Below are 22,784 nucleotides of genomic sequence, written 5' to 3'. Positions count from 1 at the left end.
ATGAGTCACTTCTGCGGCCCACCCCAAATATCTCGCCCGATGCACACAACCCCGTCAAACAGCAAACGCGCCGTCCTCACCAACCCGCACCCCTTGATCACGCCATGTTCCAGGCTGATTTCCACCGTAAATTCCCCACTCGGATGCTCCACCGCCAAACGCTGACGATCACCGCCGGACGTGCTGGCAAGGCCCTGTGCAACCGACCCTTCAATCAAACAGGCCGTAGCAACACTCACCGCACCAAACACCCCGATGGACGCATGGCAGCGGTGCGGGATGAACGAGCGCGTATTGACCGTGCCGCCGTTGCGCGGTGCTGACAGCAGGCACATTTTTGGCACATTGCGCTGGCTGACATCACCCAGGTTCATGCGTGGGCCCAGTTGCAGGCGGATGGCTTCCAGGCGTGTTTTCAGGGCGCTGTCGGCCTCCAGCGTTTCGCACGGCTCGTAACCGGTCACGCCAAGGTCTTCTGCACGCAGCAGCACCACGGGCATGCCGTTGTCGATGCAGGTGACTTCCACACCCTCGACACAGTCGCGGCTGTTGCCGGTGGGCAACAGGGCTCCGCAGCTGGCGCCGGCCACGTCGGCAAACGTGACCACCAGCGCCGCCCCACGGCCCGGCACCCCATCAATACGGGTATCGCCGGCATACTCCACCTGGCCATCGGCGGTCGGCACCTGGGCGACGGCGATCTGCCCGGTGTTTTCCATGAAGATGCGCACCGGTGTGCTCGCGCCGCTGGCGGCCACCAGGCCGCGCTCGAGGGCGAACGGCCCTACGCCGGCCAGAATGTTGCCGCAGTTTTGCCCATAGTCCACCCGCGCCTCGTCCACGACCACCTGAGCGAACAGGTAGTCCACGTCGGCGTCATCGCGCTGCGAAGCGCGGATGATGGCGACTTTGCTGGTGAGCGAGTCGGCGCCGCCGATGCCGTCAATCTGCCGGGCATCGGGCGAGCCCATCACCGCCAGCAGCACCCGGTCGCGCAGCGGGCCAGGGGCGGGCAGGTCGTCATGCAGAAAATAGGCGCCCTTGGAGGTGCCGCCGCGCATCAGCAGGCAGGGTATGCGGGTCTGGCCCATGTTCAGCCTTCCAGGTCGGTGAGGTGGTCGACATAACGCAGGCCCTTCGCCGCCAGGCGCGGGCGCATCTCGTAGATGTCCAGGCCAAGCTCGCCGGCGGCCAGGCGCAGGCGTTTGCGTTCTTCCAGGTCGGCGCGCTGGGTGGCGGCTTCGAGTACCGCCTGGGCTTCGCCATGGCGCACCACCACTACGCCGTCGTCATCGGCCACCACGATGTCACCGGCATGGACGAGCTGCCCGGCACACAGCAGCGGCAGGTTCACCGAGCCCAGCACCTCTTTCACCGTACCTTGGGCGTTGATCGCGCGGGACCACACGGCAAAGCCCATGTCGCGCAGTGTCTGGCTGTCGCGCACGCCCGCATCGATCACCAGGCCGCGCACGCCGCGGGCCTGGAGCGAGGTCGCCAGCAGGTCGCCGAAATAGCCATCGCTGCACGGCGAACTGGGCGCCACCACCAGTACGTCGCCTGGGCGGCACTGCTCCACGGCAACATGGAACATCCAGTTGTCGCCAGGGGCCACCAGCACGGTTACCGCGCTGCCGGCCACCGCCACACCTTGCTGGAGGGGGCGCACGGCAGTATTGAGCAGCCCCTTGCGACCTTGGGCCTCATGCACCGTGGCGACACCCAGCCGGCCCAGGGCATTGATGATGTGTGGCTCAACGCGTGGGATATTACGCACGACGATGCCGGTCTTGCCGATCAGCCCGCTCATGCCAGGTTCTCCGTCACGCGTGGGAGCACGCTCTGCAGGCCTTCGGCGTAGACGATGTTGCGTGCGCTGGTGATGCCCACGTTACGCTTGGCTTGCACGCCGCGCTGCAGGGCCACGCGGGTGTAGTACTCCCAGAGGTGTTCCTGGCCAGCCATGCACTGGATGGCGGCATACTTTTTGTCCCACACCGAGGTAATGTCCAGGAACGTGTCCGGGCGCCATTCGCACTGCTCGGGCTGGTGCGGCTCAAAGGCGTACACCGGCGGTGCGCCAACGATCTTCTCGCCCGGCTTGTAGCCTTCAGCCTGCGCGATGATGCGGGCTTCCTGGGCCAGGTGCATGGCCAGCGGGTGGTCGTAGTTGTAAGGGTCTTTGAGGGAGTGGCTGAGTACGAACTCCGGTTGTACCCGGCGATACACATCGGCCAGGCGGAACAGGGTGTCCTTGTCGGCGCGCATCGGGTAGTCGCCGATGTCGAAGAACTCCACGCTGGCACCGAGGATTTCGGCCGCCGCCATGGCCTCTTCACGGCGAGCGTCCTTGACCTTGGCTTCGGTCATTTCACCCTTGCGCCACAGCTTGGCAGACTCACCACGCTCACCGAAAGACAGGCAGACCACGTGCATGGCATAACCTTGCTCAGCGTGCAGCGCAATGGCGCCACCGGCACGCCAGACAAAGTCGGCCGAATGTGCGCTGACCACCAGGGCGGATTTTTGTGGGGTATTCATGGTTCGTTGGCTCCTGCAGTGGGGGTGGGCGCAGGATGTCATTGGCCTGTGCAGGGCACTAATGCGTTCATTTGCAGCGGCTATGCGTTTTATTTATTGCCGGGCAAGCGGGGTAGAGGCATAGTCGCCGCAGTCACGAGCCGAGCGCCGGGAGCCCTTATGATCGATGTCGAACTGCCCAACCTGATGCAAGTCCGCGCGTTCATCCGGGTAGCCGAGCTGGGCAGCGTTTCGCGGGCGACGGAGGTGTTGTTCCGTGCTCAGTCCGTGGTCACTCGCGCCATCGCCGAGCTGGAGGCGCGCTTTGCCGTGCCCCTGTTCGAGCGCCATGCCAATGGCATGCGCCTGACCGACTATGGCGAGTGCCTGCTGCCGCGTGCACAGCGCGTGCTGGCGGAACTGGACGGCGTGCCGAGTTTGCTGGGCACCGCGCAGGGCGAGCCCCTCTACCTGTTTCAGGCGCGGCGCCTGCAGGTGTTCGTGAAACTCTGTGAAACACGGCACATGCAAACCGTGGCGCGGCACTTCGGCCTTAGCCAGCCGGCGGTCAGTGCGGCCTTGAAAGTGCTCGAAGGCGGGTGTGGACAGCCCTTGTTCGTGCGCACGTCGCGCGGCCTGCAGCCCACTGTGGCCAGCCGGGACATTCTGTTCCCCATCCGCCGGGCGCTGAACGAGTTGCGCCTGCTGGACAGTGACCTGAGCGCGATGCAAGGCACCCTGCGCGGGGTGGTGCATGTCGGCGCGTTGCCATTGGGCCGCTCGCGCATTCTACCGGACGCCATTTTACGCTTCACCGCCCAGCACCCACAGGTTCGGGTGGTGACCAACGAAAGCCCGTTCGACCTGCTGGCAACCGAGCTGCGGGTAGGGGATGTGGATTTCGTCTTGGGCGCCTTGCGGCCTCACGATTATGCCAGCGACCTGGTGGGCGAGCCGCTCATCAACGAGGAAATGGTGGTGCTGGCCCGTCGAGGGCACCCGCTGTTGCACACACACCTGACGCTCAAGGACGTGCACCAGGCGCGCTGGGTGTTGCCGCGGGCCGGTTCGCCGGCCCGCCAGCTGCTCGACAACTGTTTCGCCGCCGCGGGCCTGACAGCGCCGTGGCCGGTGGTGGAAAGCGCTGATCTGGCGGTTATCCGTGGCCTGCTGGTGCGTTCGGACATGCTGGCGGCGGTGTCTGCGCACCAGTTGGCTTACGAGATTGCCAGCGGCGAACTGCAACGCCTGCCGCTGGCACTGCCCGGCACTGCCCGCGCCATCGGCCTCATGCAGCGCAGTGGCTGCCTGCAGTCACCGGCGGCAGTCGCGCTGATGGCCTGTATCCGCCAGGTTATCACCGAGCAGGCGTGAGCCCAGGAGGGTGACTTAAAGCAGGCTCAGCGGGTAGCTGACGATCAGCCTGTTCTCATCGAAACTGTTGGTGCTGCCCCAGTCCCGGCGCTGGCTGGAGTTGCGCCACTTGAGGTTCAGGGCCTTGAACGGCCCAGACTGGATCACATAGGCCAGCTCGCTTTCGCGGCCCCACTCGGTGCCGTCCTGGGTGCTGGCGTTGTGCACGTTGTCACCGTGGATATAGCGGTTCATCAGGGTCAGGCCGGGTATGCCAAGCACCACGAAGTTGAAGTCGTGGCGCACCTGCCAGGAGCGCTCGCGGGCGCTTTCATAGCTGGAGCCGAAGGCGTCGTTGGCCAGCGTGCCGCCGCTGGTGCCATTGACCCGGAACCATTCATCATCGCCCATGACCTTCTGCAAACCGACGTAGAACGTGTTGCCACCCAGCTTCGCCGAGAACAGGCCCGAAGCGGTGCGGTTGTCCAGTTCGCCTGCCTTGGCGCCACCGTCATCCTTGCCCCAGAAATAGCCCAGGTTGGCGCCCAGTACCCAGTTGCCCAGCGGCTGTTGATGCTGCACCTGGAAGTAGCGCTGCTGGTAGATGTCTTCCAGCTGGGCATACCAGGCGCCGACCAGGGTGCGCTCCTGGTTGAAGCGGTATTCACCGCCGGCGAAGTTGAAGCGGTCCGAGGTGAAGGCTGTGCGCGTGAACAGGCTCATGTCCTGCATGCTGGCGTCGTTGCGCGGGCTGTTCTGGCGGAACTGGCCGCCATACAGGCTCAGGCCGGCCAGCTCGTTGGAGGTGACCTGCGCGCCCTGCAAGGTTTGTGGCAGCGAGCGGCCGTCATCGGCGCGCAGGATGGGCAGGGTAGGTGACCACTCGCCAACCTTGAGTTCCGTCTTGGACACCCGCATCTTGCCCGCCAGCGCCGTGCGGCCAAAGTCGTCCGCCGGGCGCCCGTCGTCATGAACAGGCAGCAACTGCGTGCCGGCGGTGCCCTTGCCGCCATCAAGTTTGATGCTGTAAAGGCCCAGCGCGTCAACGCCGAAACCGACCACGCCGGGGGTGTAGCCGGACTTGAAGTCGAGGATGAAACTTTGCGTCCATTCCTCGGCTTTGCCTTGGCTTGCCGTGCCCGTGTAGTCGCGGTTCATGTAGAAGTTACGCAACGTCAGGCTTGCCTTGGCATCGTCGACGAAGCCTTCGGCCAGGGCTTGCAGTGGCAGGCTGGCTGCCAGTGCGAATGCAGGGACAAGCAGGTACGGGGTGCGGCATTTCATTATTTTTATTCTCCAGGGATGGGCAAAGCGCTGCCTGCCAGCGGCGCATCGGCGCTGGGCAGGTTGAATCAGGGAGCGGTGGGGGTGGCGGCGCGGGACGCGCCGTCACAGGATCAAGCGGGTTGCATCGGTCAGTTTGGCGCTTTGCCGGCCACCGAGTAGCGAACCTGCTGGTTACGGGTCTTCATGAAGTCTTCGATGCTCTGCCCGCGCATGGCGGCGTAAATGTCCAGGTTGGACACACCCAGTACGGCGCCCAGCTTCTCCAGTACGAAGAAGATCACCCCGTAGTGGATCAGCCCACGCCAGTCGCGGCGGCGCAGCAGGTCGCTTTCCTCTTCGCTCAGGCCTGCCTCGCGGTACAGCGCTTCGGGTTCGCTCAGGAAGCGCTGGCGCCACTGCGGCTCGATCATGCGATGCAAGAACTTGTTCAGGCGGTAGCCTTTGGCACTGCGCTCCAAGGTGTAGGGATAGGTGCCCTCAAGCTGCTCAGCCCCTGCCAGCTGATGCTGCATGTGCTGGCGGTGGCGTTCGTTGACCGGTGCCGGCAGTGCCTGGTCGCGGTTTTCCAGCAGCAGGGTGGCAATGCCGGTCATCGACGGCAGGTAGTAGCTTTGGTGCTTGCGCTCAACGTTGGCAGACAACGCGCCACGCATGATCAGCCAGGTGATCACCTCGGCGCCTTCCATGCCGCCGAGCGTGGCGTACTCGGCCAGTGTCATCTCGGTAAGGCGCTGCGGGTCGTTCACCAGCAGGTCAAGGAACTGCGCGTCCCACTCCGGGTTGTTGAAGCCGCAACGCTCGCCGTGCACCTGGTGTGACACCCCGCCGGTGGCGACGATCGCCACCTTGAGGTCTTCGGGGTAGCTCTCGATGGCGCGGCGCAATGCCTGGCCCAGTTTGTAGCAGCGCCGGGCCGTGGGGATCGGCAGCTGCAGTACGCCGACCTGCAGCGGCACGATCTGTACGGGCCAGCTTTCATCGCAGGGCAGCAGCGCCGACATGGGCGAGAAGAAGCCGTGGTCCAGCGGCTTGTCGCGGAAAAAGCTCATGTCGAACTCATCGGCCATCAGGCTCTGGCCGATGTGCCGCGACAGCGCTGCGTGGCCGCCCACTGGCGGCAGGTCCCGCGGGTTGCCCCCTTCATCGGCCACGCCATACTGCTCGTCTACGCCCAGGGTGAAGGCGCTGTAATGGTCAAAGAAGAACGAGGTGATGTGGTCGTTGAAGATATAGAAGAGTACGTCCGGCTGGCGCTGCTGCAGCCACGTGCGGATCGGCTTGAAGCTTTCGAAGATCGGCGCCCAGGCGGCTTCTTCCTGTTTGTCGTGGTCGACTGCGAAGCCGATGGTTGGGGTGTGGGAGACGGCCAGGCCACCAATGATACGAGCCATGCGAAAGTCCTCTGTTACAGGTTACGGCGCGGTTACTGCGGGGTTCGCGCGCAGCCGGGCGTGGCCGTTGGCCAGGATCGCCAGGGCGGCGGCGAATGCCGGCAGGCCGAGGAGGGTGAACAGCAGCGGCAGGCCCAGCCCCAGGCTGAGCACGGCACCACCGATGAGGTAGCCGAAAATGGCCCCGAAGCGCCCGATACCGAGCATCCAGCTTACACCTGTGGCGCGGAACTCGGTCGGGTAGTAGCCAGGGGCGAAGGCGTTCAGGCCGGTCTGCGCACCGCTCATGCAGAACCCGGCAGCCGCCACGCCCACCACCAGCAGGCTCGACTCCAGGCTCAGGGCGCCCAGTGAGACGATGCACAGGCCGCCGAGGGCGTAGGCGATGGCGATGACCCGGTTGGGGTTGCGTCGGTCCATGATCCAGCCGACCACGATTGCGCCCACTGCGCCGCCGATCTGGAACAGGCCCGTGATGGTGGCGGCGCGCTCGATGGACAGCCCGCCATCACGCAGCAGCGTCGGCAACCAGCCCATGGTCAGGTAGATCACCAGCAGGCCCATGAAATAGGTCAGCCACAGGGCCAGGGTGCCCAACCGGTAGCGCTCGCTGAACAGCTGCCGGGCCGGTGCCTTGTGCTGCGTGGTTGGCTCACTGACGATGAAGCGGGTGCCGGCAGCGAAGCGGCCGCCGAGCTTGGCCAAGGCTGCCGCAATCTGGCTGGCCGGTGCCTGGCGTGCAGCAAGGAAGCGGGCGGACTCTGGCAGCAGCCACCACAGCAGGGGCAGCAAAGCCAATGGCAGCAGGCCGCCGGCCAGCAGTACCGACTTCCAGCCGTGATGAGGGATCAGCCACGCGGACAGAAAACCGCCCAGGCCCGAGCCCATGTTGAAGCCGGTGAACATGATGGTGATCATCAGCGAGCGGTTGCGTGTGGGCAGGTATTCGGCAAGCAGGGTGGTGCAGTTGGGCATGGCCGCACCCAGGGCAATGCCGGTCAGCAGCCGTAACACAGCCAGTTCATAGGGGTTGCGGGCGAAGGCGCAGGCCAGGCTCAGCAGGCTGAAACCGCTGACCGCGATCAGCAGCACTGTCTTGCGGCCCAACCGGTCGGCATACGGGCCGGCGGTCAGTGCGCCGATGGCAAGGCCGACCATGCCGGCACTCATCACCGGGCCAAAGGCGGCGCGCGACAGGCCCCAGTCCTGCATCAGCGAAGGCGCGATGAAACCCATGACGGCGACATCGAAGCCATCGAACAGCACGATCAGGAAGCACAGCGACAAGATCAGCCACTGGTAGGCAGCAATGGGGCGGTTATCGATCCAGTCTTTGACATCGATAGGGGCATCGACAGGAGGCTTAAGCATGCGTGGTCACCTTTGTTCTTGTATTGGTGTGAATTGCGCCGGGTTCCGGTAAGGCTTCGAACGTGTAATGGCCCAGCAGCAACCACTCCGCCGGACGACGGCGTGGGGCGGACTGTAATCCCATGGTCCAGGGCAGCGCCTGCGGGATTTCTTTAATGAGATATCCAATTTTTTTATCGCAGACGTCGTGGGGCTAATGTCGCGTCAAGCTGTGCCGCTCGGCAGCAAGCTGTTGCCCCTGTAAACACCTCATGCGCTGCTGGCGTCGTCAGGCTTCCTGGTGATGACGACGCTTACGGTGATTTGTTTCTGAATGTGTGATCTCTCCCGCTCAGTCTTCGTCAAGAAGACTGCCCCTCGCCGTCGTCTGGGGATTGATACAGGGCCTTCCATGCAAACGCTGTTGAACGAGATTCTCGAAGAAGTACGTCCCTTGATCGGCAAGGGCAAAGTCGCTGACTACATTCCTGCGCTGGCGGACGTGCCTGCGAACCAGCTGGGCATCGCTGTCTATGGCAACGATGGCAGTTATCACTGCGCAGGCGACGCGCGGGTGCCATTCTCGGTGCAGAGCATTTCCAAGGTGTTCAGCCTGGTTCAGGCCATTGGCCATTCGGGGGAAGCCATTTGGGAGCGGTTGGGGCATGAGCCTTCGGGGCAGCCATTCAACTCGTTGGTGCAGCTGGAGTTCGAGCGCGGGCGGCCGCGTAACCCGTTCATCAATGCAGGGGCATTGGTGATCTGCGATATCAATCAGTCGCGCTTCGCTGCCCCCACGTTGTCGATGCGCGATTTTGTCCGACGGCTTTCAGGCAACCCCCACATCTCGATCAATACCCGGGTCGCTGATTCGGAATATCAGTTTCGCGCGCGCAACGCTGCCATGGCGTACCTGATGCAGTCATTTGGCAACTTCCATAACGAGGTCGAGACGGTGCTGCGCAGTTACTTCAGTTACTGCGCACTGCAAATGAACTGCCTGGACCTGGCGCGGGCATTCTGCTTCCTGGCCAATGATGGGTTCTGCAAGCACAGCGGTGAGCAGATCCTGACGCGGCGCCAGACCCAACAAGTGAACTCGATCATGGCCACCAGCGGGCTGTATGACGAGGCGGGGAATTTCGCCTTCAGGGTGGGTTTGCCTGGCAAGAGTGGTGTGGGTGGCGGGATCGTGGCGATCGTACCGGGGCAATTTACCGTATGCGTGTGGTCGCCAGAGCTGAATGCGGCGGGCAACTCCCTGGCCGGGATGGCGGCGCTTGAGCTGCTCAGTTCGCGGATCGGATGGTCGGTGTTCTGATCTGCGAACTCAGGGGCCATCAGGCGTCGCCTTGGCGGGTCAGAACGCGTACACCAACGTGGCCGTGGCGCTGCGTGGGCTGCCATACCAGCCGCGCGCGCCAATCGCCGTGTAGTAGGTTTTGTCCAACACGTTGTTGAGGTTCAGTGAAACGCTGGTCTGCGGCGTGAAGGCATATTGAGCCATCAGGTCGACCACGCTGTAGGGGTGCTGGGTGAACGTTTCGTTGTTGGGCCCGGCGCTCTTGTAATACTCGGTACCCTGCCAGCGCACACCACCCCCTACCTTCAACTGTGGCAGGGTCGGCAGGCGGTAGCTGGTGAACAGTTTCAAGGTGTCTCGCGGTATTTCAGTGTTCAGGCGGTCGCCATCCGCATCCTTGCTCACCGCATAGGTGTAGCTGGCCGAGACCTGCCAATCAGGCAAAATCTCGCCCGCCATTTCCATCTCGAAACCACGTGTCTTGGTACCTGATTCGGCACGGTAGGCCTGGTTGCCGTCTGGCGCCAGGTTGCTTCCGTCGGCTACCGCCAGGTTGTCCTGGTGCACCTCGAAAACGCTGAAAGCCGCGGTCAGGCGCTGGTCCCAGAACTCACTCTTCAGACCGAGCTCGTAGTTAACGCCTTCCAACGGGTCCAGGTAGGTCCCGTTGATATCCTTGTTGCTCTGCGGTTTGAAAATGGTGGTGTAACTGGCATAGGCCGACCAGTGCTCGTTGAGGTCATACACCAGGCCAAGGTAGGGCGTGACGACCCCGGTTTCGCTACGTGAGGTGCGGCTTGTCGCGCCGGACGACAGGGTGGTAGAGGTTTCGTCGCGTTTCCAGTCGATCAGCCGCGCCCCGGTAATCAGCGACAGGTCATCGGCCAGGCTCCAGCGTACCGAAGCCACCAGGCCGTACTGGGTTTCATCCAGCGCATCTTCCGAGGACTTGGCATGGATGGCGTCTGGTATCGCCAGCGAACCGTCCCAGGTGTAAATGTTGTCGATGGTCTGGATCGCCCACAGTGGGTAACCGTCGTTGCGGTAGTAGGCGCGGTAGTGACTGGCCCCGAGGTAGGCCTGGTGCTCGCGTGACAACAGCGCGAACGTGCCCGACGCCGACAGGTCGAACGAGGTCTGCCGGGGCTCGCCGGCCCAACGCCCCGTCCAGGTGCTGATGCCACTGCCATCGGGCTTGACGGTGCCGCTGGCAGCGGTGGCGAAGGCGTCGTCATAGCTGCGACGGCTGTGTTCGGCATTCAGTTTCAACTGCCAGCCGTTGTCCAGTTGATGCTCCAGCGTAGTGAATACCGTCTTGGTGCGACGCTTGTGATAGCTCCAGTCCGAAGCCGAATTGAACGCGCGGGAGGGGCTGAAGTGACTGCCATCTGAATTGAACATCGGGAAGCCGTGGTTGCCTGCCCCGTCGTTGTCCATCTCCTGATATTCCGCACCTGCTGTCAGCATCGTGCTGTCGGTGATGTCCCACTCCAGCACCCCATAGGCCACCTGCCTTTCCAGCGATTGGCGGTCGACGTAGCTCTGGCTGTCGGTATTGGAGGCGACAAAGCGCCCGCGGACATTGCCGCTTTGCGTCAACTTGCCAGAAACGTCCAGCTCGGTGCGGTAGTTGTCCCACGAGCCCGCTTTCAAGGTCAGCTTGCGTTGTGTTTCCAGGGTCGGCTTCTTGCGGATCAGGTTGACGGTGGCGCCCGGGTCGCCAGTGCCGGACATCAGGCCCGTGGCACCGCGCACTACCTCTACCCGGTCATAGGACACCATGTCGGAGAGGTCGTCCCTGAAGCCAAAGGTATCGGGGCGGTTGATGCCGTCCACCTGGATGCTGCCGACCTCGAAGCCGCGCACGTAGATAGGGTTGGCGTCGCTTCCGGCGGGCCCCATGCTGTCAACGACCACGCCTGGTGTCTGTTCAAGCACTTGGGCAACATCGTTCAGGTTCTGGTCTTCAATCTGCTGGCGGGTGACCACGCTGACCGATTGGGGTGTCTCGCGTGCAGACAGCCGCAGCCCGGTTGCGGTATTGACCGAGCCGGTGGTGTAGCTGCCGGTGCCTTCGGTGGTGGCACCCAGGGCCATGCTGGAGACGGTGGTTGCCGCAAGCTCCATGGCGCCATCCTGTTCAGCGCTAACCAGCATGAAGTGCTTGTCGCCCGCTGCCTGCACCTGCAAGCCACTGCCTTGCAGCAGTTCTGCCAACGCCTGATGCAGCGCGTAATTGCCGTTCAGCCCTTTGCTGTGCAAGCCTGCGACTGCTTCATGGCTGAAACTGATGACTGCCCCGCTGGCGTCGGCAAACTGGTCGAGTGCGTGAGCCAATGACCCTGCCGGGATGCTGTAACCCACAGGTTCGGCCCAGGCATGTGCAGTGCCCAGCAGCGAGCCCGCGAAGCTGACCGCTAGCGCGGTTTGGCGAATACGGGTGGCGGGGGAGGAAAAGCGAGCGGACATCCATTGACTCCTTGCTGATCGAATACACGTGCTCCCAGTAACAAACGTGTTGTTGACGGAAATACTTAGTAGCAAGGTGCTGATAGGGCTGAGGATCTACTTTGGCAGTAATATCCTCATCGCAGCACAAGGCTGCTCCTGCCAGTGCTGTACAGGCTTTGAAACCGACATGCAGGCTCTCGGTACTTGCCCAGGCAGTGTCGGGCGGCGCCCGTGACCCCGCGCATTCACTGGAAATGGAACCTACCGAAGATGACCCGCCAAGCGTTTGCCCCTTATCAGTGCCTTGCCACTGACTTGCTGAAGTATCTGCCGTCCGACCAGCGTGATGGCTCCCACGACTTGGCCCATATTCAGCGCGTGTGGGTCAATGCGCACCGGATTCAGCGGGTAGAGGGTGGCGACCTTGAAATCTTGCTTGCGGCGACGGTGCTGCACGACTGTGTGGCGGTGGAAAAGCATTCGCCGTTACGTGGGCAGGCCTCGACGTTATCGGCGAACAAGGCTGCATCAGTCCTTGCTGAGATGGGCTGGCCGAGTGGGCGTGTTGAGCAGGTAGTGCATGCGATCAAAACGCACAGTTACTCGGCAGGGTTCGAACCGCTGACACGTGAGGCCTGCATCCTTCAGGACAGTGACCGGCTTGACGCCATCGGCGCGGTGGGTATTGCCCGGTGTTTTTACGTCGCTGGGCGAATGGGGTCGGCGCTCTATGACGTCGAGAATCCTTTCGCGCAGCAGAGGGCGTACCAGGACGGGGCGTATGCCATCGAGCACTTCCAGACCAAACTGCTCAAGCTCGCTTCGGGCTTTAAGACCCAAGAAGGGGCTCGCCTTGCTGCCGAGCGTCATACCCGGCTTGAAACCTTTCTTACCCAGTTCATGGACGAGATTACCGGGGCCGGTTAGTCATGCCGGGCTCATACCGTCCTTGAATTCAGTCAGCCCAGCGCCACAGCGGCTCATCCAGCAACCCAACCCCCCGCAGTTGGGTTTGCCCTTGTATTTTTTCCAGCTCTAGCACATTGCACCCGTCACAGGCTGCCAGCGCGTTGATTAAGGGCGCACTGTGCGATACCACCCAAACCTGGCTACGGCGTGATGCACGAATGATCAGCCGCGCCAAGGCCGGGAGCAGGTCCGCGTGCAGACTGGTTTCCGGTTCGTTCAAGACCATCAGCGATGGCGGCCGTGGTGTGAGCAGGGCGGCCATCAGCAGAAGATAACGCAGGGTGCCGTCCGACAATTCAGCACCCTCGAGCGGGCGCAAAAGACCGTGCTGGTGCAGCCGTACACTGAACAGCCCGCCAGGTGGCGCATTGACCTCCAGACGGCTGCCGGGAAACGCGTCATTCAGCGCTTCCACCAGATCCTCCACATCGCCAATTTCGATAATGGTCTGCAACGCCGAGGCAAGGTTGCGCCCGTCGTGATGCAGTACCGGCGAGCGAGTGCCCAGTTGGGGTTGACGGCAAGGCGCATCACGGTCAATCCGGAAGTGATCGTAAAACCGCCAGCTGTTGATGAACGCGCGCAGGTCACCGATTTCCGGTGCCTGGCGTGGCCGGCCGACGATGTTGAAAAAGCTCTCGCCGCTGTCAGCATGCTGATCGAGCACTGCCCAGCGGTTACCCTCGCGGGCCCGCACCAGGGCATTCTTGCGCTCGACCAGCAAGGAAGAGGGGCGATAGGCGCCAGCGCCCCAGATGGCCTCGCACTTTATTTCAGGGTCGAGCATGAACGCGCTCGGATACGGCAGGGGAATTGGCAGGCCGAGGGTGATGGCAAAACCGAGGTCTTCGGTGGCAAAGCCCAGGCGCAGGCGCCTGACTTCGCTCGGATGCTGGCCTTGGATGGGCACTTCGCCGCGCCGCATTCGTGCGCTGGTTTCTGGGCCGGCCCACCAGGTCGAATCCAGCCCGCCTTCACGGGCGAGGGCTTCGACCACACCGCCCTGTGCGGTTTCGGCCAGCAGGCGCAGCGCCTTGTACAGGTTGGATTTGCCGCTGCCGTTGGCACCGGTCACCAGGTTGAGTTGGCTCAGCGGCAGCACCAGGTGGTTGATCGAGCGGTAGTTGCCGATGGCGAGGGTAGTGAGCATGCAGTGCTTCCCAGCGTGGACCAGGCGACCGATTGTGGCCGAAGCGTGCCTCCCTTGTCAGCCATCCCTGCTGAGGCGGTTGCAAGTGAAGCAGGCGTGCGCACCGTCTATAGTGTGGGGCAACCTCTCTCGCAAAGGATGCTCACATGGCCAGATCAACAATCATGACAGCCGTTGTCACCTCATTGGCGGTGGCCTTGGCCTCTGGCCCGGTGCTCGCCGACCCGGGTAATGGCAAAGGCCAGGGCCAAGGTCAGGGGCACGGCAAGGGCCAGGCGCCGCACGCCCAGGGCCAGGGCAATTCGGGCGGCCACAAGCAGAGCGTCGGCGGCAATGACTGGCACGGCGGCCCGTCCATCGACCGTGGCGATGTACTGGGCATCCTCGGTGGCCACCGCAACTACTGGAGCCCGGGTCCGGCGTTGCCTCCAGGCATTCAGAAGAACCTGGCCCGCGGCAAGCCCCTGCCACCTGGTATCGCCAAGAAACTGGATGGCCGTCTGTTGGGGCAGCTGCCTCACTACGACGGGTATGAGTGGATGCAAGCGGGCGCAGACCTGATTCTGGTCGCCGTGGCGACCGGGATCATCTATGAGGTGTTGAACGGGGCGTTCGACTAAGGCCGCAGGTGCGAGCAGTCCGCTCGGTCCCTGCAGGCGCTGGCGTGCCTGCGATGGGCTGCGCAGCAGCCCAACGGCCTATCAACGCCGCCGCAACACCGCGGCCAGCCCAAGGGTCAGCACCACAGCGCACAGCATGGCCAGCCCGATGGTCACGCCAACGCCCCACGTTTCCAGCAGCCCCGCCAATACCAGATAGAACGCAATCACCCCCACCGCGCCGATCGCATTCCCTCGCACCATTGCCGCCATCCCGGCTCGCCCGCCCTGCACATGGGCGAACACCACCAGTGGCCAGGCAATCACCGGAATCGGCGCCAGCATCCCGCTGGTCGCCGGGCCCAGCCAACTGGCCAGGCTGGTGGTGATCATCAGCAGGGAAGTGGCAGATACCATGCGCAACGGGATTTCCCAGTGCCGGTGCCGGGGGCGGGCCAAGGTATCAGATTTGGGCTCGCGGCCGCTGGCGCGGATCAGCACGCCGATCAGCACCAACGCCACTGCAATCGACAGGTACAGGCTGCCCCAGTGGGTAAAGGCATAGGCGGCCAGGCCATAGAACAGCAACGCCAGCAGTACGGCCACGGCGATGCCGAGTGTGCGCGTGGCCAGCAGGTAGACGGTGTAGGTGGCCTGCACCGCCGCCAGGCCGCCCAGTGCGCCGGGCAATGCGCCCAGGGCGAAGGCCGTGCCCTGTTCCAGGCACAGGAAGGTCATCACCAGCGCCGAGGTGATCGGCAGGCCGGACAGCAATCCGCCTAGCAGGCCGCCCCAGCGCCGGGAGGCGAGGGAGATGGCCCACATCAGCAGGGGGGTGATGGTGAGTTTCAGGTAAAACAGGGTCATTGCGGGTGCATCCACGCTTGATGAAGGTGCGCCCGCCTTCGACATTGGGTAGGGCGCGGAGGAATCAGCCGCGGCTGGCCTCCAAGGCCTGGGCCAGGTCGGCGATGATGTCGTCACTGTGTTCGATGCCGATCGACAGGCGCACCATGTCCCGTGGCACGCCGGCCTTCTCCAGTTCCTCGTCGTTGAGCTGACGGTGAGTAGTGGAAGCGGGGTGGCAGGCCAGTGACTTGGCGTCGCCGATGTTCACCAGGCGTACCACCAACTGCAATGCGTCGATGAAGCGCGCGCCAGCCGCCTGGCCGCCCTTGATACCGAACGACAGGATCGACGCTGGCTTGCCGCCGGTGTAGCGCTGGGCCAGTTCATGTTCGGGGTGGTCGGGCAGCCCGGCGAACTTCACCCAGGCCACTTGCTCGTGGGCTTGCAGGTAATGGGCGACCTTGAGCGCGTTCTCGGTATGGCGCTCCATGCGCAGGGCCAGGGTTTCCAGGCCTTGCAGGATCAGGAAGGCGTTGAACGGCGACAGCGCGGCGCCGGTGTTGCGCAAGGGCACCACACGGCAGCGGCCGATGAAGGCGGCAGGCCCGAAAGCTTCGGTGTAGGTGACGCCGTGGTAGGACGGGTCAGGGGTGTTGAGCAGGGCGAAGCGTTCCTTGTTTTCGGCCCAGGGGAATTTGCCGGAGTCGATGACGATGCCGCCGATGCTGGTGCCGTGACCGCCGATGTACTTGGTCAGCGAGTGCACGACGATATCGGCGCCGTGCTCGAACGGCCGGCACAGCACCGGGGTGGCCACGGTATTGTCGACGATCAGCGGCACCCCGTGGCGGTGGGCGGCCTCGGCCAGCGCAGCGATATCAACGATATTGCCGGCGGGATTGCCGATGGACTCGCAGAATACCGCTTTGGTACGCGCGTCGATCAGCGCTTCGAGGGCGGCGATATCGTCATGGGCCGCGAAGCGGGTGTGGATTCCCATGCGTGGCAGGGTGTGCGCCAGCAGGTTGTAGGTGCCGCCGTACAGCTTGGCCACCGAGACGATATTGTCGCCGGCTTCGGCGACGGTCTGGATGGCGTAGGTGATAGCCGCCATGCCCGAGGCGACGGCCAGCGCGCCAACCCCGCCTTCCAGGGCGGCCATGCGCTGCTCGAGCACGTCGTTGGTGGGGTTCATGATGCGCGAGTAGATGTTGCCGGCAACCTTCAGGTCAAACAGGTCGGCGCCGTGCTGGGTGTCGTCGAAGGCGAAGGAGGTGGTTTGGTAGATCGGTACGGCCACCGCCTTGGTGGTCGGGTCGGGGCTGAAGCCCGCATGGATGGCAAGCGTTTCCAGCTTCATGCAATCGTTCCTTGAGCGTGGGTGGAAGCGTTCGAGCATGCGGCGGCGAGTGGGCATGGGTCAAGGAGGATCATTCTGGCGGTCCCTGCGTGGCGTTTGCGGCCACTGGGTCGACAGTAAAGATATGCAAAGTTTCCCTGTGCCATCACACCGCAGCTCTAGAATCCTGCCGCTGCCCTATCAGCTAAGGCAGGCAGCAGATCTAGCCTTGTGGAGCGTTTCAATGAAGTCGAAAAACCTTTTGCGCGCAGCCTTGGTGGCGGCGCTGGTATCCGCCTTGTCGGGTTGCTGGATGTTCATGCCGCCGGGAGGTGGCGGTGGTCATGGTGGGGGTGGCCACGGCGGTGGTTTTGGTGGCCATCAGGGTGGCGGCCCGCGCTAAGCTGACCCCGCGACGGACCGCGCCCTCTCGGCCGGGTTGCAAGCGCGTACCCGGCACGGGCGCACGCACCTTGGTCGCCCGAACCGCGCGTGGCACAGCGCCGGTGTTTGCGCTTTAGGGCATGCAGGATGATGCGCTGATCGGCAGTTGATCCTGCTTCACGTCGGGTTCCTGAGGCGAGCGCACGCTGTTCGCCACCCCAAACGGTACATGCACCATCGGCAGGTTTCCCGCTGGCGATTGCAGGTGCGTGCGCTGGTCGTCGAAAAACACATGCGGCTTCAATATCGACAACACCCTGGGTTTATCCATACCGCCTAGAAAAAAGCACTCATCCGGGGATACGCCCCAATCCTTCAAGGTCGTCACGACTCGCTCATGCGAAGGCGCGTTGCGCGCCGTGACGATGGCAATGCGCAGAATCCGCTGGTACGTCGGGTCCTCGGCCAGCTTGCGGTCCTCCAGCATGCGTATCCGCGAAAGCTTGCGGTAAAGGTCTGCCAGTGGCCCCGGCGAATGCGGGGTGCCCTTGTGCATGCGCTCGTGTTCCTGAAAGTCGTCCAGGTTGTCGTTGCGCTTGTAAACACGCTCTGCCTCGTCGTCGGCAATCACGCCATCGAAGTCGAAGGCCACCCGCAGCTCAGTGTCGATTTCATCGTCGTAGATGCGCGTAGGCAGTACACGCCCGGCAGGGTAGTTGGCGTCGATGGCCTTTTGCACATCTTCCTCGTTGGCGCTGAGGAACAGCGAGGCATTGAACGCCGGGATGTATTCGTAGGGCGAGCGGCCCGACATGAATGCCGCGCGGGTGATGTCCAACTGATAGTGGCTGATGGAGCGGAATACCCGCAGGCCGGTTTCCGGCGAGTTGCGCGAGAGCAGCACCACTTCCACCGGCAACTGGTCGGGGAACGCCTTGTTGATGCTCAGGAAGCGGCGAATGAACGGGAGCGCCACCCCACTGGGGAACGGCTCGTCCAGGTTCTGCTCCTGGTGTTGGCGGTAAGCCTCGACACCTTGTGTCTGGTAGATGTCATCGGAAACGGAGAGGTCGAACAGCGCACTCGAGGCAACGCCGATGACCAGTTTTTCTTCAATGGGGTAGGGCATGAAGCGGCTCCTGCGAGTGGCATGAAGGCAAGTGTACGCGCACGTTCTGACGAAAGCCGTCAATTGCGCGACTGAGCAGTGGATCCGTTGATGTCATTTTGATAGCTTCTCGCCCCTTACCGCAGTATCCGGACAGTGATTGATGAACCAGCTACATGAACACGGCACCCTGACTCCGCTTGCCGAGGTGAATGGGAACACGATGCACGAGCCCCACGATGAGGCAGACGCGTCGGCCCAGCAGGCCACCGGGCATGACGCACTGCAGGCCAGTATCGAGGCGCTGAATAAAAAGCTCGTGGCAACTACCCTGGCCCGTGTGCAGAAGGAAGGGGCGATTCGCAAGCACCTTGAGCAGTGCCAGCAGCAACTGGCCGCCAGCAATCAGGCTCGGGAGGGGCTGTCCATCACGGTGACCACGGCACTGAAGAAGCTCGCGCTGGCAGCGAGCACCCAGGCAGACCGTGTGGACAGTGTGGAGACGCGCTTGACCGGCCTGGCTGAGCGCCAATGTCAATGCGTGGCGCAGTCAGCAGCCGGTTGGCCCGCGTACCTGGAACGTCATGGAGTGTCGTTGGTCGCCTTGGCCGTGGCTGTGTTTACGCTGGGGCTGCACCTGTTTGGGTAGTGCAACCTCAAGGCTGCACTGGGTTCAAGCGTTGAAGTGCCAAAGCTTGCGGGTTGGCGACGTTCTTCGGCACCCCTTCGAAAAACGCCAGCACATTGTCGAAGGCGTCACCGAAGTACAGCTCGTAGCCGTTCTTCTCCACATACCCCAGGTGGGGCGTGCTGAGTACACGTGGGTGACGCAGCAGTGGATGGGCCGGGTCGAGTAACGGCTCCTCCTCATAAACATCCACCGCCGCGTAGCCCGGCCGCCCGACATCCAATGCCTGCAGTAATGCGCCTGGTGCAATCAGTTCCGCGCGGCTGACGTTCACCAGCAAGGCGTCGGGCTTCATGTGGGACAGGTCGTCGAAGGTCACTCCATGGCGTGTCTGGTCCGAAAGGCGCAGGTTCAGGCTGACAATATCCGCCTCGGCAAAAAACGCCTCACGCGAGGCGGCAGCAGCGTGGCCATGGGCTTTGGCTGCGGCGCGGCTGCTGTCACTGCCCCACACCAGCACGTGCATGTCGAAAGCCTGCGCATAACGCGCCAGGCGCTGGCCGATCTTGCCATAGCCCCAGATGCCCAGCGTCTGCCCGGCCAGCGCCTGGCCCAGGTTGACCTGCCATTGGCCTTGGCGGAAGGCATCAATGGCCGGCACCAGTTGCCGGCGGGCATTGAGGATCAGCGCCCAGGCCAGTTCGGCAGGCGCTACCGGCGATCCGCGCCCCTCGGTCACGGCAATGCCGCGCGCAGTGCAGGCAGCCAGGTCAAGGTGGCTGGACACCTTGCCGGTCTGGCTGATCAGCTTGAGGTTGGGCAGGCGGTCGAGCAAGGCAGCGTCGATGCGTGTGCGTTCGCGGGTGAGTACCAGGGCGTCGGCATCGGCAAAACGTGCGGCAAGTTGTTCCAGCGTGGCAGGCGGGAGCTCATGAAGGACGCTGACAGCATGCCCGCTCAGCTTGCCGAAGCAATCGAGCGTACGGATTACATCCTGGTAGTCGTCGGGAATGACAATACGCATGTTGGTCTGACCCGGTCGGTACAGTGAAGTGTCGAAGATAACCTAACGGGCGGTTTCGGTGTCAGATCGGGCTGCAGTCGTCGCACACCATCACCGGCTCATGCGCGCCATCAAGCAGCTTCACGAACTGCCCGCCGATGAACCACGCCGGCCACGCTCTTCAGCACGCACCCCAACACCACCGCCGTCCCTGCACTGGCAAAGATCATTTCCCGCCCGGCACTCTGTTGCTGCAACGCCACTAACGCCGGCGCTGCCGCCGCGGCCCCCAGTTGCAGCGCACTGACCCAGGGTGTCAACGTGCCGCGTGGGTCATTGGTGGCAATTGCCCCCATGTAGTAGGTTAGCGCCAGCACCCAGCCGAAGTTCATCAGAAACAGTGCCATGCACAGCTGATCGGCATCATGTGTATAGCGCGCCAGCAGGGTGATTGACACAAGCACTACCAGCGAGCCCAGGCCGATCATCGGGCCGCGGCTCACCCGTGCGCCCAGCAGGCTGGGCAGGGCGCCGCCAGGCAAGCCACCCAGTATCCCCAGCCCGAACGCCCAGCCCACATCCACCGCCTCGATGCCACGTTCGCGCGCCAACTGTTCGACAAACCCCCACAACGAATAGATCGCCAACTGCAGGCACAGCATCCCCAGCAGGGCGTAGCGCCCGATAATCGCTGAGCCGGCGCCTGGCTGCGCCAGGCGCACGGGGGTTACACGCTGCAGCCGTACCGGAATGAACAACGCAGCCATAGCGACCAGCACGAACCAGAAACCCAGTGATGCAATCGCCGTGCGGTGACCGAACTGCTCTGCCAGTTGTGGCAGACAGGTCGCGTACAGGGCAAAGACAGCGGTTTGAATCAGCAGCGACAGGCCGTACGAGCGATCCTGGCCCGGCAGCCGGCCAAGCCCGCTGATCGACCCGGCATACAGCAGGCCCGCAGCGATACCACAGGCAAAACGGCACAGAATCAGGTTCGTCAAAGTGTCCAGCGCAGCGCTGAGGAGGTTCAACATCAGCGCTGCAAAGGCTGCCGCCAGGTACAGCCCACGGCCACTTGGATGACGCCTTGGTATCGATAGCAGCAGGCAGCCGAGCAGTGTTCCGCTCATTTCACTGGAAAGTACCCAGCCCTGTTGGCTAAGGTCCAGATGCAACCGCTCGGCCAGCAGGCCGATGAAGATGGGTTGTACGCCAATGATGATCAAGGCCGTGGCGGCGATGTAGATCAGCGCAGCACGCAGAAGCAGGGTGTTGTTATTGTTGTGCATGGTCGGGTCCGGGGTCAGGCGCGGGGCAGGGTACCTGCGTCGTGGGTGATGCGGCCGTTCATTACGGTCAGCGCTACTTCGGTATTGCCGATCTGGTAGCGGTCCAGTTCGAACAGGTCCTGCTCCAGCACGATGATGTCGGCACGCTTGCCAACGGTGATCGAACCGATTTCCCGTTCCAGGCCCAGTTGGTATGCACCGTTGAGGGTATAGGCGGCGATCAGTTGCGGGATACTCAGGCGCTCGTCGGCATCGGGCATCACAGGGGCATCGGGTTCGCCACTAAGCTGGCGGGTGTGGCCCGATTCGATGTGTTCCACCGGCTTGTGCTGGCATCGGCATTGGCACACCAGGCCGTCCATGCCGATGGACACGGTCACACCTTGGTCGATGAAGCTGCGGAATTTATACATCGACGCCCAGCGTGGGTAGCCATAGGTCTGCTGGATGGCCTCGGCGTAGGCGTCGACCACGCCCCACTGCAACTGGGTGTTGGCCATGACGCCGATACGGCGAAAGCGCGGTATGTCGTCGGGGTGGGTGAGAAAGGCGTGAGTGATGACGTGACGACGGTCGCGGGGCGGATTGCTGGAGAACGTGCGCTCGAACACGTCCAGCGCCATGCGCACGGCGGCATCGCCCACTGCATGCACCATCACGTCGATACCGAGGGCGTCGGCCTTGCGCACATGGCCCTCGAACACTTCCTCGGGCATGGTCGTCGACCCGCAGCTGTGTGGCTTGTCGCAATAGGGCTCGAGCAGGAACGCGGTGTGGTTCAGCTCGGTCCCGTCCAGCATCAGCTTGAGGGTCTGCGCCTTGACCAGCGGCGAGTCGTAGCGTTCGCGCATGGCCTGCAGCCGCGTGACCGGATCGTCCTCGGTGCCCATGTTGATGTAGCTGCCGACCACCCGCAGTTTCAGGCGCTCCTCACGCTCCAGTTGCTGCAGGGTTTCATACAGCAGCGACTGGTCGCCAGCGGGGTCGAGGAACCCGGCATCGAATACCGTGGTAATCCCGGCCGCCACCAGTTTCTCTTGCCAAAAAGGAATCGAGCGCAGGTACAGGTCGATGCCTGTCGGTAGGTAGCCGGCTTCGCTCAGACGTTGCATCAGCAGCGAATAGGCGGCGCAGTCAATGATCACACCCGTGGGCTCGCCGGTGATCGGGTCCTTTTCGAACCAGCTGGCGCCCTCTTCTACTGGCGGGGTGTTGCGGTCGATGCCGGCAGCGTTCAGGGCGAAGCTGTTGACCCACATGGTGTGATAGTCGGTGGACAGCAGGCACACGGGCTTGTCCGCACAGATGGCATCCAGTACTTCGCGGCGCAACATATGCCCAGGCATCAATGGCTGGATCCAGCCCATGCCGGTAATGGCTTTTTCACAGGGGTTGGCCTCGACGTAGGCCTGGAGCAGGGCCAGCACCTGTAGCGGGTCGGTATGGTTGACCAGCGCCTGAAAGGCAAAGGCGGTAGAGGAAAAATGCCAGTGAGACTCGACGAAGCCCGGCAGCACCAGTTTGCCGCCGGCATCCAGCAGGCGTGTGGCAGGGCCGGCGTATGCCATGACGCTGCCGTGGTCGCCCACGCAAACGATGCGTTCGCCGCAGATGGCCACCGCCTCAGCCCAAGGCCTGTGCGGGTCGACCGTGTAGATGCGGGCATTGTGAATAATGAGGTCTGCGGCGGTGGACATGGCAACTCCCAGGTCAGAATGGAGCATTAGTTTTGAGCTCATTAAAACTTTTAGTCAATAAAATATTTTTACGGCGCAGCTTTGCGTTATGCTGTGCGCCGACGTGTACGATTC

Annotated in this window: 20 protein-coding genes; 6 read left to right on the top strand and 14 right to left on the bottom strand. The window is 63.1% G+C overall.

What is annotated here, in order from left to right; all coding sequences use genetic code 11:
- Nucleotides 1-5: 5 nt before the first annotated feature.
- Genes I8746_RS04470 through galB form a run of 3 tightly spaced genes read right to left on the bottom strand, consistent with a single transcriptional unit; the run spans nt 6 to nt 2,583 of the window.
- Nucleotides 6-1,091, bottom strand: a complete 1,086-nt coding sequence (locus tag I8746_RS04470; protein WP_012052865.1) for a 4-oxalomesaconate tautomerase — start codon at nt 1,089-1,091, stop codon at nt 6-8.
- A 2-nt stretch (nt 1,092-1,093) separates the two neighbouring features.
- The gene (locus I8746_RS04465) at nt 1,094-1,810 is read right to left on the bottom strand and encodes a 4-carboxy-4-hydroxy-2-oxoadipate aldolase/oxaloacetate decarboxylase (protein ID WP_060544802.1); all 717 of its coding nucleotides are present in this window, start codon (nt 1,808-1,810) and stop codon (nt 1,094-1,096) included.
- On the bottom strand, nt 1,807-2,583 hold the full coding sequence (galB, locus tag I8746_RS04460; protein WP_221100201.1) for a 4-oxalmesaconate hydratase: 777 nt from the start codon (nt 2,581-2,583) through the stop codon (nt 1,807-1,809). The genes I8746_RS04465 and galB overlap by 4 nt, the downstream gene beginning before the upstream one ends.
- 117 nt (nt 2,584-2,700) lie before the next feature.
- Here galB and I8746_RS04455 point away from each other — a divergent pair, with 117 nt between their 5' ends.
- On the top strand, nt 2,701-3,894 hold the full coding sequence (locus tag I8746_RS04455) for a LysR family transcriptional regulator (RefSeq protein ID WP_003250717.1): 1,194 nt from the start codon (nt 2,701-2,703) through the stop codon (nt 3,892-3,894).
- Nucleotides 3,895-3,909: 15 nt separating this feature from the next.
- On the opposite strand, the gene I8746_RS04450 is transcribed toward I8746_RS04455, so the two are convergent.
- From I8746_RS04450 to I8746_RS04440, 3 genes are all read right to left on the bottom strand, one after another.
- A complete protein-coding gene (locus tag I8746_RS04450; protein WP_221100200.1) occupies nt 3,910-5,157 on the bottom strand; it encodes an OprD family porin in 1,248 nt (415 codons plus the stop codon).
- 131 nt (nt 5,158-5,288) lie between these two features.
- Complete coding sequence (locus I8746_RS04445; protein WP_221100199.1) at nt 5,289-6,551, bottom strand: gallate dioxygenase; 1,263 nt, start codon at nt 6,549-6,551, stop codon at nt 5,289-5,291.
- 21 nt (nt 6,552-6,572) lie between these two features.
- Complete coding sequence (locus I8746_RS04440; RefSeq protein ID WP_221100198.1) at nt 6,573-7,922, bottom strand: aromatic acid/H+ symport family MFS transporter; 1,350 nt, start codon at nt 7,920-7,922, stop codon at nt 6,573-6,575.
- A gap of 391 nt (nt 7,923-8,313) precedes the next feature.
- Between I8746_RS04440 and glsB the strand changes: the two genes are divergently transcribed.
- Nucleotides 8,314-9,222, top strand: coding sequence for a glutaminase B (gene glsB, locus I8746_RS04435; protein WP_004575383.1), 909 nt, complete (start codon nt 8,314-8,316; stop codon nt 9,220-9,222).
- Nucleotides 9,223-9,261: 39 nt separating this feature from the next.
- On the opposite strand, the gene I8746_RS04430 is transcribed toward glsB, so the two are convergent.
- Nucleotides 9,262-11,673, bottom strand: coding sequence for a TonB-dependent siderophore receptor (locus I8746_RS04430; RefSeq protein ID WP_221100197.1), 2,412 nt, complete (start codon nt 11,671-11,673; stop codon nt 9,262-9,264).
- Between the two features lie 252 nt (nt 11,674-11,925).
- Here I8746_RS04430 and I8746_RS04425 point away from each other — a divergent pair, with 252 nt between their 5' ends.
- On the top strand, nt 11,926-12,582 hold the full coding sequence (locus tag I8746_RS04425) for an HD domain-containing protein (RefSeq protein WP_014860876.1): 657 nt from the start codon (nt 11,926-11,928) through the stop codon (nt 12,580-12,582).
- Nucleotides 12,583-12,610: 28 nt separating this feature from the next.
- Here I8746_RS04425 and I8746_RS04420 read toward each other — a convergent pair whose 3' ends face one another.
- Nucleotides 12,611-13,774, bottom strand: a complete 1,164-nt coding sequence (locus I8746_RS04420; protein WP_012052856.1) for an AAA family ATPase — start codon at nt 13,772-13,774, stop codon at nt 12,611-12,613.
- A gap of 146 nt (nt 13,775-13,920) precedes the next feature.
- Between I8746_RS04420 and I8746_RS04415 the strand changes: the two genes are divergently transcribed.
- A complete protein-coding gene (locus I8746_RS04415) occupies nt 13,921-14,394 on the top strand; it encodes an anti-virulence regulator CigR family protein (RefSeq protein WP_012052855.1) in 474 nt (157 codons plus the stop codon).
- Nucleotides 14,395-14,475: 81 nt separating this feature from the next.
- Here I8746_RS04415 and I8746_RS04410 read toward each other — a convergent pair whose 3' ends face one another.
- Both I8746_RS04410 and I8746_RS04405 read right to left on the bottom strand, forming a co-directional pair.
- A complete protein-coding gene (locus I8746_RS04410) occupies nt 14,476-15,240 on the bottom strand; it encodes a hypothetical protein (RefSeq protein ID WP_104962044.1) in 765 nt (254 codons plus the stop codon).
- Nucleotides 15,241-15,304: 64 nt separating this feature from the next.
- The gene (locus I8746_RS04405; protein ID WP_004575388.1) at nt 15,305-16,582 is read right to left on the bottom strand and encodes a bifunctional O-acetylhomoserine aminocarboxypropyltransferase/cysteine synthase; all 1,278 of its coding nucleotides are present in this window, start codon (nt 16,580-16,582) and stop codon (nt 15,305-15,307) included.
- Between the two features lie 223 nt (nt 16,583-16,805).
- Here I8746_RS04405 and I8746_RS04400 point away from each other — a divergent pair, with 223 nt between their 5' ends.
- Nucleotides 16,806-16,964 (top strand): hypothetical protein, encoded by a 159-nt coding sequence (locus I8746_RS04400; protein WP_004575389.1) that lies wholly within the window; start codon nt 16,806-16,808, stop codon nt 16,962-16,964.
- 114 nt (nt 16,965-17,078) lie between these two features.
- Here the strand turns inward: I8746_RS04400 and I8746_RS04395 are convergent, their stop codons facing one another.
- Entirely contained in the window at nt 17,079-18,074 is a 996-nt protein-coding gene (locus I8746_RS04395; protein ID WP_014860871.1) for a 5'-nucleotidase, read from the bottom strand.
- Between the two features lie 142 nt (nt 18,075-18,216).
- Here I8746_RS04395 and I8746_RS04390 point away from each other — a divergent pair, with 142 nt between their 5' ends.
- A complete protein-coding gene (locus I8746_RS04390; RefSeq protein ID WP_221100196.1) occupies nt 18,217-18,702 on the top strand; it encodes a hypothetical protein in 486 nt (161 codons plus the stop codon).
- A gap of 7 nt (nt 18,703-18,709) precedes the next feature.
- Here the strand turns inward: I8746_RS04390 and I8746_RS04385 are convergent, their stop codons facing one another.
- The 3 genes from I8746_RS04385 to I8746_RS04375 form a co-directional block, all read right to left on the bottom strand.
- Entirely contained in the window at nt 18,710-19,705 is a 996-nt protein-coding gene (locus tag I8746_RS04385; protein ID WP_221100195.1) for a D-2-hydroxyacid dehydrogenase family protein, read from the bottom strand.
- A 110-nt stretch (nt 19,706-19,815) separates the two neighbouring features.
- Nucleotides 19,816-20,973, bottom strand: a complete 1,158-nt coding sequence (locus I8746_RS04380) for an MFS transporter (protein WP_221100194.1) — start codon at nt 20,971-20,973, stop codon at nt 19,816-19,818.
- Nucleotides 20,974-20,987: 14 nt separating this feature from the next.
- On the bottom strand, nt 20,988-22,670 hold the full coding sequence (locus I8746_RS04375) for an amidohydrolase (protein ID WP_014860867.1): 1,683 nt from the start codon (nt 22,668-22,670) through the stop codon (nt 20,988-20,990).
- Nucleotides 22,671-22,784 lie beyond the last annotated feature (114 nt).

Source organism: Pseudomonas sp. USTB-Z, assembly GCF_019691255.1.
Classification (GTDB): domain Bacteria; phylum Pseudomonadota; class Gammaproteobacteria; order Pseudomonadales; family Pseudomonadaceae; genus Aquipseudomonas; species Aquipseudomonas alloputida.
The sequence above is the reverse complement of the archived record's forward strand: the minus strand, read 5'-3'. Positions and strand labels throughout refer to the sequence as shown.

Excerpts from the sequence above, each read along its gene's own strand:
- I8746_RS04470 (WP_012052865.1), bottom strand. The coding sequence starts at position 1,091 with ATGGGCCAGACCCGCATACCCTGCCTGCTGATGCGCGGCGGCACCTCC.
- I8746_RS04465 (WP_060544802.1), bottom strand. The coding sequence starts at position 1,810 with ATGAGCGGGCTGATCGGCAAGACCGGCATCGTCGTGCGTAATATCCCA.
- galB (WP_221100201.1), bottom strand. The coding sequence starts at position 2,583 with ATGACATCCTGCGCCCACCCCCACTGCAGGAGCCAACGAACCATGAAT.
- I8746_RS04455 (WP_003250717.1), top strand. The coding sequence starts at position 2,701 with ATGATCGATGTCGAACTGCCCAACCTGATGCAAGTCCGCGCGTTCATC.
- I8746_RS04450 (WP_221100200.1), bottom strand. The coding sequence starts at position 5,157 with ATGAAATGCCGCACCCCGTACCTGCTTGTCCCTGCATTCGCACTGGCA.
- I8746_RS04445 (WP_221100199.1), bottom strand. The coding sequence starts at position 6,551 with ATGGCTCGTATCATTGGTGGCCTGGCCGTCTCCCACACCCCAACCATC.
- I8746_RS04440 (WP_221100198.1), bottom strand. The coding sequence starts at position 7,922 with ATGCTTAAGCCTCCTGTCGATGCCCCTATCGATGTCAAAGACTGGATC.
- glsB (WP_004575383.1), top strand. The coding sequence starts at position 8,314 with ATGCAAACGCTGTTGAACGAGATTCTCGAAGAAGTACGTCCCTTGATC.
- I8746_RS04430 (WP_221100197.1), bottom strand. The coding sequence starts at position 11,673 with ATGTCCGCTCGCTTTTCCTCCCCCGCCACCCGTATTCGCCAAACCGCG.
- I8746_RS04425 (WP_014860876.1), top strand. The coding sequence starts at position 11,926 with ATGACCCGCCAAGCGTTTGCCCCTTATCAGTGCCTTGCCACTGACTTG.
- I8746_RS04420 (WP_012052856.1), bottom strand. The coding sequence starts at position 13,774 with ATGCTCACTACCCTCGCCATCGGCAACTACCGCTCGATCAACCACCTG.
- I8746_RS04415 (WP_012052855.1), top strand. The coding sequence starts at position 13,921 with ATGGCCAGATCAACAATCATGACAGCCGTTGTCACCTCATTGGCGGTG.
- I8746_RS04410 (WP_104962044.1), bottom strand. The coding sequence starts at position 15,240 with ATGACCCTGTTTTACCTGAAACTCACCATCACCCCCCTGCTGATGTGG.
- I8746_RS04405 (WP_004575388.1), bottom strand. The coding sequence starts at position 16,582 with ATGAAGCTGGAAACGCTTGCCATCCATGCGGGCTTCAGCCCCGACCCG.
- I8746_RS04400 (WP_004575389.1), top strand. The coding sequence starts at position 16,806 with ATGAAGTCGAAAAACCTTTTGCGCGCAGCCTTGGTGGCGGCGCTGGTA.
- I8746_RS04395 (WP_014860871.1), bottom strand. The coding sequence starts at position 18,074 with ATGCCCTACCCCATTGAAGAAAAACTGGTCATCGGCGTTGCCTCGAGT.
- I8746_RS04390 (WP_221100196.1), top strand. The coding sequence starts at position 18,217 with ATGAACCAGCTACATGAACACGGCACCCTGACTCCGCTTGCCGAGGTG.
- I8746_RS04385 (WP_221100195.1), bottom strand. The coding sequence starts at position 19,705 with ATGCGTATTGTCATTCCCGACGACTACCAGGATGTAATCCGTACGCTC.
- I8746_RS04380 (WP_221100194.1), bottom strand. The coding sequence starts at position 20,973 with ATGCACAACAATAACAACACCCTGCTTCTGCGTGCTGCGCTGATCTAC.
- I8746_RS04375 (WP_014860867.1), bottom strand. The coding sequence starts at position 22,670 with ATGTCCACCGCCGCAGACCTCATTATTCACAATGCCCGCATCTACACG.